The organism is Paraburkholderia sp. BL6665CI2N2 (assembly GCF_004366535.1).
In the GTDB taxonomy this organism is placed as follows: Bacteria; Pseudomonadota; Gammaproteobacteria; order Burkholderiales; family Burkholderiaceae; genus Paraburkholderia.
On record NZ_SORC01000001.1, the window covers coordinates 1,137,858 to 1,151,014 of the forward strand.

Annotated in this window: 12 protein-coding genes; 9 read left to right on the top strand and 3 right to left on the bottom strand. The window is 62.5% G+C overall.

The genetic code is table 11. From position 1 onward, the window contains the following. Position 1 precedes the first annotated feature (1 nt). Complete coding sequence (locus tag B0G81_RS05105; protein WP_134133750.1) at positions 2-592, top strand: hypothetical protein; 591 nt, start codon at positions 2-4, stop codon at positions 590-592. Between the two features lie 263 nt (positions 593-855). Here the strand turns inward: B0G81_RS05105 and B0G81_RS05110 are convergent, their stop codons facing one another. Continuing rightward, complete coding sequence (locus B0G81_RS05110) at positions 856-1,290, bottom strand: hypothetical protein (protein ID WP_134133751.1); 435 nt, start codon at positions 1,288-1,290, stop codon at positions 856-858. Between the two features lie 238 nt (positions 1,291-1,528). Here B0G81_RS05110 and B0G81_RS05115 point away from each other — a divergent pair, with 238 nt between their 5' ends. The 6 genes from B0G81_RS05115 to ggt all read left to right on the top strand — a co-directional run bounded on the left by B0G81_RS05115 (position 1,529) and on the right by ggt (position 8,431). Then, positions 1,529-2,230, top strand: coding sequence for a CDP-alcohol phosphatidyltransferase family protein (locus B0G81_RS05115; protein WP_134133752.1), 702 nt, complete (start codon positions 1,529-1,531; stop codon positions 2,228-2,230). Further along, entirely contained in the window at positions 2,227-3,039 is an 813-nt protein-coding gene (locus tag B0G81_RS05120; RefSeq protein WP_134133753.1) for a 2OG-Fe(II) oxygenase, read from the top strand. The genes B0G81_RS05115 and B0G81_RS05120 overlap by 4 nt, the downstream gene beginning before the upstream one ends. Then, positions 3,036-4,055, top strand: a complete 1,020-nt coding sequence (locus B0G81_RS05125; RefSeq protein ID WP_134133754.1) for a lysylphosphatidylglycerol synthase domain-containing protein — start codon at positions 3,036-3,038, stop codon at positions 4,053-4,055. The genes B0G81_RS05120 and B0G81_RS05125 overlap by 4 nt, the downstream gene beginning before the upstream one ends. Before the next feature lie 27 nt (positions 4,056-4,082). Beyond that, entirely contained in the window at positions 4,083-4,847 is a 765-nt protein-coding gene (locus B0G81_RS05130; RefSeq protein WP_116123164.1) for a phosphocholine cytidylyltransferase family protein, read from the top strand. Positions 4,848-5,085: 238 nt separating this feature from the next. Then, a complete protein-coding gene (locus tag B0G81_RS05135; protein WP_134133755.1) occupies positions 5,086-6,489 on the top strand; it encodes an MFS transporter in 1,404 nt (467 codons plus the stop codon). A 208-nt stretch (positions 6,490-6,697) separates the two neighbouring features. Beyond that, positions 6,698-8,431 carry a gamma-glutamyltransferase gene (ggt, locus tag B0G81_RS05140; protein ID WP_134133756.1) on the top strand — a complete coding sequence of 578 codons (1,734 nt, stop codon included), beginning with the start codon at positions 6,698-6,700 and terminating at the stop codon, positions 8,429-8,431. A 133-nt stretch (positions 8,432-8,564) separates the two neighbouring features. Here ggt and B0G81_RS05145 read toward each other — a convergent pair whose 3' ends face one another. Next, on the bottom strand, positions 8,565-9,602 hold the full coding sequence (locus B0G81_RS05145) for a trypsin-like peptidase domain-containing protein (protein WP_134133757.1): 1,038 nt from the start codon (positions 9,600-9,602) through the stop codon (positions 8,565-8,567). 193 nt (positions 9,603-9,795) lie between these two features. Between B0G81_RS05145 and B0G81_RS05150 the strand changes: the two genes are divergently transcribed. Together B0G81_RS05150 and ppk2 are read left to right on the top strand one after the other, a co-directional pair. Continuing rightward, a complete protein-coding gene (locus B0G81_RS05150; protein ID WP_134133758.1) occupies positions 9,796-10,194 on the top strand; it encodes a VOC family protein in 399 nt (132 codons plus the stop codon). A 156-nt stretch (positions 10,195-10,350) separates the two neighbouring features. Next, a complete protein-coding gene (ppk2, locus tag B0G81_RS05155) occupies positions 10,351-11,277 on the top strand; it encodes a polyphosphate kinase 2 (RefSeq protein WP_116123167.1) in 927 nt (308 codons plus the stop codon). Between the two features lie 110 nt (positions 11,278-11,387). Here ppk2 and B0G81_RS05160 read toward each other — a convergent pair whose 3' ends face one another. Next, positions 11,388-12,974, bottom strand: a complete 1,587-nt coding sequence (locus tag B0G81_RS05160) for an inorganic phosphate transporter (RefSeq protein ID WP_134133759.1) — start codon at positions 12,972-12,974, stop codon at positions 11,388-11,390. Between the last annotated feature and the right edge of the window lie 183 nt (positions 12,975-13,157).

Here is a 13,157-nt window from a genome sequence, read left to right on the forward strand (position 1 = left end):
TATGCAGTGGATTTCGATTTTGCGACGAGGCTATATCGACGTGGCAAGCGTGCGATATGGCCTTTCGCATCTCGTCGCCAGCTTCTTTACCCTCGCCATTCCCGCTTCGGGGAAGTTTGCTGCGACAAGCGCAACCGTCCATGTCGAATACACGTCGCATTGCGTGTCGGTCGGACCGGGCGCGCAAAGCCCGTTGGATTTCGAGGCGCCTGGTAGTGGTCGCAGAATTTTTGACCACCGGCAGGTCGCTCGCGCATTCTGCGCCGACCGGCACCGCTGGTCCCTTCGACTGCCAACGATCGTTGCCGAACTCGGTGAACGGCGTTGCTATTTCACGGGCCATTCGAACTGGCTCGTGATTGAGGACATCACGCATCGTGGCGAGCCAGTTGAGTACGAGGTGTTTTTTCGTCTTCGCCGCATGGGGGCAAGCGCGTTGCGGCTTGTGATCGAAAGTGCGTATGTGCGCGACGTGACTAGGGGGAAGGCGGGGACTCCGCGCAACCGGCGAAGCATTGTGCGGTTTCGTGTGATGGCGGCAAAGATATTGAGGGGCGAGTCGATTCGCGATCCGAGTCTCAACCGCCGCTAGCCGATGTGGCATCCGCGCATAGCTGGCCGATTCCGGCCTCAAAAACAGGTGAGGCCCCACAAGGGGGCCTCATAACTTCGCGGGTGCGCTTGATCGGCGTGCGCCGACGTAACCAGCACGGCTGGATCCTGTTTCACCAGGAGGCAGATAGACGCCTTTGCAGGCCCCGGAGAATCCATCTGCCGCAATTATAACGCGTAACAGGTTGTCTTCCTATCTGCCCATCGGCCATTCCAGCAAGCAGAGCGGCCGGTCGTGCCGCCTCAACTCCGCTTGCAAAAAATCGCCGTAATCAGCGGCGCTACGCGGTGCACGATCGCCGTGCTGCCGGTGCCGGCAATCGCGTTCCGCACTTTGGCCTCGCTGCCGAACACCACGACGCCGTAGGCCGAACGCGCGACCGGCTCGCCGTCGCCGATACGGAACATGGGATCGTCTTTTTCGTAGCCGACCACCGCGAACACCCGAAATCCATATGCCGTCAGATCCGCGCCGGACGTCGGCGAAAAGGCGTTGATCGAGTTGCTCTCCACACGCGTGGGCTTCGGGTCGATCAGTTGTTGTTCCGCGAGGTCGGCGATGAACTGATGGCCGCTTTCATTGCAGGCGAGCGGCGCATCGAGCGCGGTGGCGTAACTGGTGAGCGGCAGCGCGGCGGCTGCCAGAGCAAGGAGTACAGACGAAAGAAAGCGTTTCATAAGCGTGGACGGCCACCTGAATCGATGTAGTGTGTTCGCAACGGGCGGTGGCGTGAACTCGAGACCCGAAAAGACGTTGCGCATCGAAGTCATACCCTTGACAGGCGCAACTGGTTTGTACTTTATCGCGATTCGGCAAATCTTGCTTCGCAGGCAGCACGGATCGGGAACCAACGGCGCCTTATGAAACGTACGGGAAGAAAGCAATCTTTTGCGATCCCGTATATATTTCCGGGTTATGAATTCGCGACCCGAAACTCCAATTAACGTTCCGCCGCCCAGAACATGGGACGCGCGGCTCGCCCGCCGGCTCGTGACTCCGCTTGTGAACACGTGGGTCACCCCGAACCATCTGACGACGCTGCGCCTCCTGATCGGGCTGGCAGGCGCGCTGTGCCTCGCTCACGGCGGGTTCGCGTGGGCCAACGCCGGCGCCTTCCTGATCGTGCTGTCGAACTTCGTTGACCACACGGACGGCGAGCTCGCGCGCATCAGTGGCAAGTCGAGCCGGATCGGTCATTTTTACGACCTCGCTTGCGACGCGCTCGTGACCATCATGTTGTTCGTCGGCATGGGTGTCGGAGCGGGCGCCTCGCATATCGCGGGCTTGAAAATCGCGCCGGGTGTGCTCGGCGCGGTGGCCGGCGTAGCGATCGCGCTGATTTTCTTCCTGCGCATGCGCATCGAGGAAATGGCGGGCAAGGCGGGCACGAAGCAGGCCTCCGTTGGCGGTTTCGAAACTGAAGACGTCCTGTATCTGCTGCCGATCGTCACACTGACTAGCGTCGTCTTGCCGTTCGTCGTGGTTGCGTCGATCGGCGCGCCGCTTTTCGCTGTTTGGGTGGTGGTCGACTACGGGCGCGTTGCGCGCCGTGCCGCCAGCCCGGCGCCGGCTGCCGCCAGTACGTCCGAAACCCGTCAAATGTGGGCCAGCGAATGAGTACGCAGGCCGAAAACGACGTGATCGCGTCAGTTCCGTTAGAACGTTCTCCGGCTGCATCGCCCGCACCGAATGCCGACCGGGCGGTCGCGAGCCGCACGCGCGGGTTCGACAACCCGCGTCTGCGCAAGGATTTCGCCGAGCAAGGCGCGTTTCTTTATCTGGAAGACTTTCTCGCGCCCGAAGTCACGGCGCAGCTCGTGCATAGCGCGCGTTCGCTGCTCGACGAGGTGAACCGCAACTATCTGCCGGGTCACAAGCAGGGCGGCAGTGTCAGCCGTCATACGATCGACCGCCTCGCGCCGTTCATCGCTGAGCTGTACCGCTCGAAGGAATTGATCGGCTGGCTGGAGCAACTGAGCGGCGACAAACTCCAGCTTTCGCCCGCCGACGATCCGCATGCGTACGCGCTTTACTACTACACGCGGCAAGGCGACCACATCGGCTGGCACTACGATACTTCGTACTATGACGGCCGCCGCTATACGCTGCTGCTGGGCGTGATCGACGAATCGTCGTGCCGGCTCGACTACGAACTCCACACGCGTAATCCGGATGTCGCGGATCAGCCGGGCTCGGTGCAGATTCCGCCGGGCGGCCTCGTGTTCTTCGACGGCGACAAGCTGCGGCATCGCATCACACCCGCCGGCGCGAACGAAATGCGTGTGTCGCTCACTTTCGAATACGTCACCGATCCGAACATGCGGCCGTGGCGCCGCTTCATCTCGAACATGAAGGACGCGATTGCGTACTTCGGCTTCCGCCAGGTTTTTCGCCAGATGACCCAACGCGGGAAGGACCGCGGATGAGCCGCGCGGCCCTGATCCTGCTGTCGATCGGGACAGCGCTGTTTGTCGGCCTGCTCGCGTGGCAGGGCTTCGGCTCGGTTGCTTCGACACTGCTTACCGCTGGCTGGGGACTCGCGCTCGTCGCGGCGTTCCACCTCGTGCCGGTGCTTCTCGATGCCGGCGCGATCTCGGTGTTGTTCCATCCTCGTCGCGACGGCATTCATCACGATCTGACATGGCGCGACGCGCTGTTCGCGCGCTGGATCGGCGAGTCGGTGAATAGCCTGCTGCCGGCCGGCCAGATCGGCGGACCGGTGGTCATGGTGCGGCAACTGTCCCAGCGTGGCATGCGCATGCGCGATGCCGCCGCGGCGATCACGGTGAGCACGACCGCGCAGGCGCTCGCGCAAATCATCTTCGCGCTGGGCGGACTCTTGCTGTTCGGCGCTTACGCAGCGCACGGCGCGCTGCACGATCTGCGGACTGCCACGCTGATCGCGACCGGCGTGCTGGGCGCGATGATCGTCGGGTTTTACTATGCGCAGCGGCGCGGTCTGTTCGGGCGCCTGCTCGGCGTGGTCTCCAAGGTTTTCGGCAAGCGCGACTGGTCTTCGCTGATGACGCGCGCCGAAGCCGTCGACGCCGCCGTGCAGGCCATGTATCGCGAACGCGGCCGCGTGGCGGCAAGCTTCGCAATGAGCCTTGTGGGCTGGATCGTCGGCACGGTGGAAGTGTGGCTCGCGCTGCGCTTTCTCGGACATCCGGTCGACTGGGTCGACGCGTTGTTGCTCGAAAGCCTGGGCCAGGCCATTCGCGGCGCGGCGTTCATGATTCCCGGCTCGCTCGGCGTGCAGGAAGGCGGCTATCTGCTGCTCGCGCCGCTGGTCGGATTGCCGCCGGACGCGGCCTTGGCGTTGTCGCTCGCCAAGCGCGCCCGCGAAATCCTGCTAGGCTTGCCGGGTCTGCTGGTTCTGCACTTCAGCGAACGAAGCTGGCAACGGCGCCGCGCGACAGGGCGCGTGCCGGTTGTCGATTAAACTCCGTATTTTTTCAAAGGACCGCGCATGCGTGCCATCATCCTCGCTGCGGGCCTCGGCCTGCGTCTCCAGCAACCGCCGGAAGCTCAGTTCCCGAAGTGTCTGTTGCAATTCGACGGCATGAGCCTGCTCGAACGGCATCTGCAAATGCTCGAAACCGCCGGCGTGACTGAAGTCGTGCTGGCGCTCGGCTTTCAGCCGGAATCGGTGCAGGCGGAACTGGAGCGCATCAACTGGCCGCACAAAGTGGAAACCGTGCTGAACACGCGTTACGACCTGGGCAGCGTGCTGACGGTGCACACGGTGGCCGAGGCGCTGACGCGCGGCGGCGACGTGCTGTTGATGGACGCCGACGTGCTTTACGACGAGCGCATTCTGGCTGCTTTGGTGGCGGGCGAGACGGTCAACCGCCTGTTGATCGACCGTGATTTCGAAGCCGGCGACGAACCCGTCAAGCTGTGCCTGAAAGACGGCGTGCCGGTCGAGTTGCGCAAGCAGCTCGCGGTCAATCTCGAGTACGACACGATCGGCGAATCGGTCGGGTTCTTCCGCTTCCGGCAGGAAACCGCGCAACGCTTCGCGCAGATCGTGGCCGGTTATGTGGACAGCGGCCGGGCCAATCTGCCGCACGAAGAAGCGGTACGCGATCTGCTGCTGGAGCGCAGCCAGGTGTTCGATACCGCAGACGTGACCGGCGCGCCCTGGATCGAAATCGACTTCCCGAACGACGTGGCTCGCGCAAGCACCGAGATCCTGCCGCAACTGCAGCCGTTGGTCAGCGCATCGCGCTAAGTCATCCGTCTGCCTGTTCGCTGACGTATCGAAGGTTGAGCCGGCTGAATGCCGGCACAACCTTTTTGCGTTTACGTAAGTTGACGGCTCGCACACTTACGTTGCGACGCTGCGTGGTTGCGCGTTCAACCATACGTGTCTATCCGAGTGAAAAGACCTCGCGCAACAACATCTGTTGCCGATGCGATGCCATAATCGACGCTTTACGCCGGCGGCCTTGCAACCCGTCGCCATGCCAATGCCTCTCGCTTTAGGCACTTTCATTGTTCCGCTGATCGTCGCGTGTGCGATGTTCATGGAAAACGTGGACGGCACGGTCATCGTGACGTCGCTGCCGGTTCTGGCGCGCGATCTCGGCCAGGATCCCATCACCCTCAAGCTCGCCGTGACGGCTTATGTCATCGGCCTCGGTGTCTTCATTCCAATCTGCGGCTGGGTTGCTGACCGCTTCGGTTCGCGCACGGTGTTTCGCGCGGCGATCGGCGTTTTCATGGCCGGCTCGCTGATGTGCGCGGCTTCCACATCGCTCGGCACGTTCGTGGTTGCGCGATTCGTGCAAGGCCTTGGCGGCGCGATGATGGTGCCGGTGGGCCGCATCATCATTTTCCGTTCTGTGCCGAAGTCCGACTTTATCCGTGCAGTCAACTATCTGACGGTGCCGGCTTTGCTCGGACCTGTGGTCGGGCCGCCGCTGGGTGGTTTCATCACCACTTATCTGCACTGGCGTCTGATCTTTTTCATCAACATTCCGATTGGCCTGCTGGGCATCTGGCTCGCGAACAAACACATCGCCAACGTGCGCGAAGCGCATCCGGGCCGCCTCGACTGGACCGGTTTCTTTTTGTCCGCGAGCGGGGCGTCGCTGTTCATGCTGGGGCTCTCGCTAGTGGGCGGCGAGTTGGTGTCGAACCCGGTGTCGGTGGGCATGTGCGTGATCGGCGTGGTGTTGCTGATGCTGTATGTGCTGTACGCGAGCCGCGTCGAATTGCCTGTGCTCGATCTTCGGCTGCTGCGCATTCCGAGTTTTCACGCGAGCGTGGTGGGCGGCTCGCTGTTTCGCATCGGCCTCGGGGCGGTGCCGTTTCTGTTGCCACTTGCATTGCAGGAAGGCCTCGGCATGACGGCGTTCAAGTCGGGGTCGATTACCTGTGCGTCCGCATTCGGCTCGATCTTCATGAAGGCGGCCGCGTCGCGCATTCTCGAGCGTTTCGGTTTCCGCACGGTGCTGATGTTCAACGCCTGCTGCGCGGGCCTCGCCATCGCGGTCTACGGTCTGTTCTTTCCTGGCACGCCGCATTGGCTGATCTGGTGCGTCGTGCTGTTCGGCGGTTTCTTTCCGTCGCTGCAGTTCACGTCGTTGAACACTCTGGCATACGCCGATATTCCGAGTCGCGACGTGGGTCGCGCGACGAGTGTCGCAAGCGTGATCCAGCAGATTTCGCTGGGCCTCGGCGTGACGATCGCGGGTATCGTGCTGCAGATTTCGCATAACGTGCAGGGTCATTCGACCATTGTTTTCTCCGATTTCTGGCCGGCTTTCCTGGTGGTCGGGCTGTTCTCGTTCATGTCGATTCCGATTACCGCTCGACTGCCACATAACGCCGGCGATGAGATTGCGCGCGGCAGTCGCGGACGCGCGTAAAGCGCCGTACCGCGCGGCGTGCCGCATGCCGAAGACGCCTGTCCCGGCTGTTTCGACGAGCGCTTCTGTGCGCTATCCAACCGGTTTTTTTGTGTGCCGCAGCATGAACCCTACGACATCTAGCGGCTTCGCAAGCGAGTAGTTCACATGTTATAAACCCTCGAGACATCTGTATTCATCGGATAAAAGTCGTCTTGGGGGATATGCAATGAAGTTGTTCCGCAACGTTAAATCGTCGGCCAGCGGATTCGCGCTGGTCGCACTCGTCTCAGTTTCCACCGGCTTTCTCGAAGCCACGCCGGCAATCGCCAAGCCGCCCGCGAAAGCCCAACCGGCTGTCCTCACTGCCTCCGCCATCGCGGTCGCGGACAAGTTCAGCGCCGACGCCGCCGAGCAGATCTTCAAGGAAGGCGGCAACGCCGTCGACGCAGCCGTAGCCATTGCCTTCACGCTTGCCGTGACGTATCCGGAAGCGGGCAACATCGGCGGCGGCGGTTTCATGACGCTCTATGTCGACGGCAAGCCCTACTTCCTCGACTATCGCGAGCGAGCGCCGCTGGCCGCAACCCGGAACATGTATCTCGACGACAAGGGCGAAGTCATCAAAGGCATGAGCCTGTACGGCTACCGCGCGGTCGGCGTGCCGGGCACCGTGGACGGCATGTGGCAGGCGCAGCGCCGCTTCGGCAAGCTTAAGTGGAAGCAGGTGCTCGCGCCGGCCATCCACTACGCGCGCGATGGTTTCGAGGTCAGCCAGCAATTGCAGGAACGCCGCGACGATGCCGCGAAAGAGTTCGCCGGCAAGACCAACTTCGATACCTACTTCGGCAATCTGAAGCAGGGCGTCAACTTCAAGCAGCCGGATCTGGCCGCTGTATTGCAGCGCATTTCAGATCAGGGCGCCAAAGACTTCTATCAGGGCAAGACGGCCGATCTGATCGCCGCGTCCATGCGTGGTCACGGTCTGATCACCAAGGCCGATCTGCAGCAATACAAAGCAGTGTGGCGTGAGCCGATCCAGGCCGACTGGAACGGCTATCGCGTCTACACGGCGCCGCCTCCGAGCTCGGGCGGTATCGGTCTCGTGCAGTTGCTGAAAATGAAGGCCGACCTTGCGCCCGACTTCAAGGATGTCACGCCCAATTCCGCTCAATACGTGCACCTGATCGCGGAAATCGAAAAGCGCGTGTTCGCCGACCGCGCGCAATACCTCGGCGATCCTGACTTCTACAAGGTGCCGGTCGCGCAATTGACCGACGACGCGTATATCGCCAAGCGCGCCGGCGAAGTAAATCCGAACGCGCCGTCGGACACAAAGAGCGTTCAGGCCGGCCTTGGCACGTCGATGCCGGAGAAAGCGGAGACCACGCACTTCTCGGTGATCGACAAGTGGGGTAACGCCGTGTCGAACACGTACACCATCAACGGCTATTTCGGTTCGGGTGTGGTGGCGGACCGCACGGGCATCGTGCTGAACGACGAGATGGACGACTTCTCCGCGAAGCCGGGCGTTGCGAATATGTTCGGCGTGGTGGGCAGCGACGCGAACGCGATTGAACCGAAGAAGCGGCCGCTCTCCTCGATGAGCCCGACGATCCTCACGAAGGACGGCAAAGTATCGCTCGTGATCGGCACGCCGGGTGGCTCGCGCATCTTCACGTCGATCTTCCAGGTGATCAATAACGTCTACGACTACAACATGCCGCTGCAGCAGGCTGTCGCCGCGATGCGTTTCCATCATCAGTTGCTGCCGCCGAACACGATCTTCTGGGAGCCGTACAAGCCGATCGACGGTGAACTCGCCAAGCAGATCGAAGCCAAGGGTTACACGCTGAAGGGGCAGGATTTCAGCGGCGATATCCAGGCGATCAAGATCAATGGCGATACGCCGGAAGCCGCGGCCGATCCGCGCGGCCGGGGTGTGACGCGCGTGATCCAGTAAGCGTTTTATTGCGGGGTATTGGGCAATGCATCTTGAGTTGAGATGCGCGGCTTTCTAGCAGAAAGAGAAAGCCTCGCGTTCGTTCGAACGCGAGGCTTTTTTGTGCTCGCAGAACATGCACGCCGCTGTGGTCTCAGCTAACCTGCTCGACCGGCGTCAACGTCAATTCGAGCCGCTGCGCGCCGCGCAACACCGTCACATTGACCGGTCTGTCAATGCGCGATGCGTCGAGCGTGCGCTGCAAACTGTCCACATCCTGCACGGCCTGCGTATCGATCGCGATGATCGTATCGTCGGTGCGCAGGCCGCCGAGCGCGGCTGGGCTGCCTTTTACGATCTCCATGACATGTACGCCGCTTTCCGAGCTCAAGCCGAAATAGCGCTGCAGGCGGCGCGACAGCGGCCTGGTGGTGCCCGCCACGCCGATATAGGCGCGCCGCACGCGGCCATGCGCGAAAATCTGCATGATGACCCACTTGGCGGTGTCGATCGCGGTGGCAAAGCAGATGGCTTGCGCGCCGGGAATGATCGCGGTATTCACGCCGATCACCTGGCCCGCCGAATTGATCAGCGGACCGCCCGAATTGCCGGGATTGAGCGCGGCGTCGGTCTGGATCACGTCGTAGATCATGCGCCCCGAATTCGAGCGTAGCGAGCGGCCGAGCGCCGACACCACACCGGTCGTGACCGTTTGCGCGAGGCCGAGCGGATTGCCGACCGCAATCGCAATCTGCCCGACGCGCAGCTTCGACGACTCGCCGAGTTCGACATGCGGCAGCGGCTCCGGCGAGCCGATCCGCAAGACGGCCAGATCGCTGCCGGGGTCGTCACCGACCAGGTCGGCGTCGAATTTCGCACCGTCGGCGAGCGTCACGGTAATGTGGGTGGCGCCGTGCACCACGTGACTATTGGTGAGCAGGTAACCATCGGGCGTGAACAGAAAACCCGAGCCGGTGCCGCCGCGCGAACCGCGGCCGGACGGCTCGCCGGGCAGGCGCCGTTCGACGGCAATGAAGGCGACGGCTTGCTGAACGCGTTCCAGCGCGCCGATCACGGTGCGGGAATAGGCGTCGAGCAGGGCGTCGTCGGAAAAAGGATTGAGTGTCTCGGGCCCGGGGGCGTCGGATGCGGCGCGCGACAGGTCATCGACGAAGCGTGGGCGGCTTCCCATGGCGATGCTCCGGATAAACGGAATGGGAGATGCGGGGCGCCGCGAAGGTTTTCAAGTGGTCGCGAGACGCGCCGCGGCGGCGCGCCCTGTGAGACACTTTGCGAGGCCAGCGAGCGCCGCAGCTACAGCCACAGCCACGGCATGCACCGTGCTGGGCAGATGACACGTCTGGCATGCCAAGGAGAGAGCCGCCATGAACTCAGCCGCCACATCAGCCTCGTCGAGCCGGCCCACGGAACCGCAAATCGAGTCGATCAGCGCCATCACGCTTGCCACCCGCGATATGCCGCGCGCCGTGCTGTTTTATGAAGCACTCGGATTTCCGACGAAATTCGGCGGTCCGCAGGAGGCTTTTACATCGTTTGCGTTCGGCGGTTCGTATCTGAATCTGATCGTCGATACGCGCGCGCCTGTCGCCTGGTGGGGCCGCGTGATCATCTATGTCTCCGACGTCGACGCGCTCTATCGCAAAGCGCTGGCGGCGGGGCTGAAGCCGTCGCTCGAACCGTCCGACGCGCCGTGGGGCGAGCGCTATTTCCATATTACTGATCCGGACGGCCACGAACTCAGCTTCGCGAAACCGTTGCGCTAGCGCCGGGCGGCCGGGCGAAACTCGCTATCATGGGCGTTGACAAGGCACGCAGCCGCTGCGGTAACACGGTTGACACCTGACGCTTCGATAATCGAGCGCGTCCGCGTCGCGTTTGCCGCCGCGCGCTTAACCATTTCCGTTGCCAGGAGAGCCGCAATGAAAGAGCAGGATCCGAGACCTGAAGCCGAATTGATGGCCGAGCGGCAGCGCCGTTTCGAAGAAGACCTGATCGACGCCTACGACGAAGAACTCGAGATGGAGGTCGACGACCGCATCATCGACGGCGCGGAGGGCTTCACGGCCGAGCATCGCGAGGCGCGCAAGATGTACTTCCGCGAGCTGTTCCGCTTGCAGGGCGAACTCGTCAAACTTCAGGACTGGATCGTGCAGACCGGCCACCGCCTCGTGGTGATTTTCGAGGGGCGCGATGCCGCCGGCAAGGGTGGCGCGATCAAACGCATCACGCAACGGCTCAATCCGCGGGTGTGCCGCGTGGCGGCGCTGCCGGCGCCGAATAACCGCGAACGCACGCAATGGTATTTCCAGCGCTACGTCTCGCATCTGCCGGCCGGCGGCGAAATGGTGCTGTTCGATCGCAGCTGGTACAACCGCGCGGGCGTCGAACGCGTGATGAATTTTTGCAGCGATGAAGAATACGAAGAGTTTTTCCGTTCGGTGCCGGAATTCGAAAAGATGCTGGCGCGCAGCGGCGTGCAGATTCTCAAGTACTGGTTTTCGATCACTGACGAAGAGCAGGAAATCCGCTTCCAGAACCGCATTCACGACCCGCTGAAGCAGTGGAAACTGAGTCCCATGGACCTCGAAAGCCGTCGCCGCTGGGAAGCCTACACGCAGGCCAAGGAAGTGATGCTGCAGCGTTCGCACATTCCTGAAGCGCCGTGGTGGGTCGTGCAGGCGGTCGACAAGAAGCGCGCGCGCCTGAACTGCATTAATCACTTGCTGAGCCAGGTGCCGTATCACGAGATCGAGCATTCGCAGATCGAATTGCCCGCTCGCGTCTATCACGACGAGTACAGCCGTCAGCCGGTGCCGGCTTCGATGATTGTGCCCGAGGTGTACTGATCGGCGAGAAAGTACGGTGCGGTGAAATGAAAAAGCGCGGAACGAACCGCGCTTTTTTCATGCCTTTTTCAGAAGCGGCGGCCGGTTGAGGAACCGGCCGCCGCGTGTACTCAAAACACCGCCCGGAACACCCAGTACAAGCCGGCTGCCAGCGCGATCGAAACCGGCAACGTCAGCACCCAGGCCAGGACCAGGCTGCGCACCGTGCCCCATTGCAGGCCGGAACCATTGGCCGCCATCGTGCCCGCCACGCCCGAGGACAGCACGTGCGTCGTGGAGACCGGCAGGCCGTACATGTCGGCCGCGCCGATCGTGAGCATCGCCACCAGTTCAGCCGATGCACCCTGTCCGTATGTCAGATGCTGCTTGCCGATCTTTTCGCCGACCGTCACGACGATGCGCTTCCATCCCACCATCGTGCCGAGACCCAGCGCGATCGCCACTGCGACCTTCACCCACGTGGGAATGAATTTGGTGGCGTGATCGGTTTGCGTCTTGAAGTTGCCGATCGTTTTGGCGTCCTCCGGCGAGAATGCCGGCTGCTTGTTTTTGGCCATCAGGCGAATCGCTTCGGAGGCCACGTACATGTTGTTGCGCACGTTATCGACGATGCCTTGCGGCACCGCCGCCATCGAGCCCGACTTGCCGACCTGGCCGGCAATAAGGTCGGTCAGCTGCTGCAAGGCCGGCAGGGTGGCGGGCGTCAACTGGTGCGTGCGCACGTACGCTTCGACATCGGCGCGCGGATTGGGCGAGGGCGTGGCGCCCTGGGTGTACTTGGCGAGCGTCGCCGAGGTTTCGTGCGCGACGGCGAGGAAGGTCTGCGTTTCCGCGGGCGTCACCGCCTTGTTCAGCGCATAGGCCGTCGGCACCGTGCCGATCAGGATCAGCATGATGAGGCCCATGCCCTTCTGGCCGTCGTTCGAGCCGTGCGCGAACGATACGCCCGTGCAGGTCAGGATCAGCAGGCAGCGGATCCAGAACGGCGGCGGCTCCTTGCCCTTGGGTTCGGCATACAGCGCGGGAACGCGCACCACCGCTTTCAGGATCAGCAGCAACAAACCGGCTGCGAGAAAACCGACCAGCGGCGAGAGCAGCAACGATTTGCCGACGCCCAGTGCCTGATTCCAGTCCACGCCGCTCGTGCCGTCGGTGCCGTGCATCAGCTGATTCATCAGGCCGACGCCGATGATCGAGCCGATCAGCGTGTGCGAGCTCGACGACGGCAGTCCGAACCACCACGTGCCGAGATTCCAGATGATCGCGGCGATCAGCAAGGCGAACACCATCGCGAAACCGGCGCTGCTGCCGACCTGCAGGATCAGTTCGACGGGCAGCAGTTGCAGCACGCCGAAAGCCACCGCGCCGCTCGACGTCAACACGCCGAGAAAATTCCAGCTGCCGGACCACACCACGGCGAAGTTCGGCGCAAGCGAATGCGTGTAGATCACGGTCGCGACCGCGTTGGCCGTGTCGTGAAAGCCGTTGACGAACTCAAAACCCAGCGCGATCAACAGTGCAATGCCGAGTAGCACGTAAGGCAGAACCGAGCTTTCGCGAACGGGTTGCAGATCGTCCAGTAAGTGCACAGCGCAATACACCGCGCCCACCAGAATCACTGCGAGGAAAATGATGAGGCTGATGTTGCGCCCCTTTCCGGCAGCAGTGCCTGGCTGTGGATACGAAAGTTCCGGCATGACGTGAGCCCCAGGGAGTTTGTCGGGAGTTTCCGATCCTGCGGGGCGTGTGTGTCGTAATGATGACAGTGGCGTGACGCGGCAGTGCGCCGTCGTGGCGCGCGAGCAGGGGCGCGGCCACTGGCGGTGCGTCGCCTTCAGAGTACGGGTTACAGGTTGTCGGATGCGGATGTTCAGATGTCC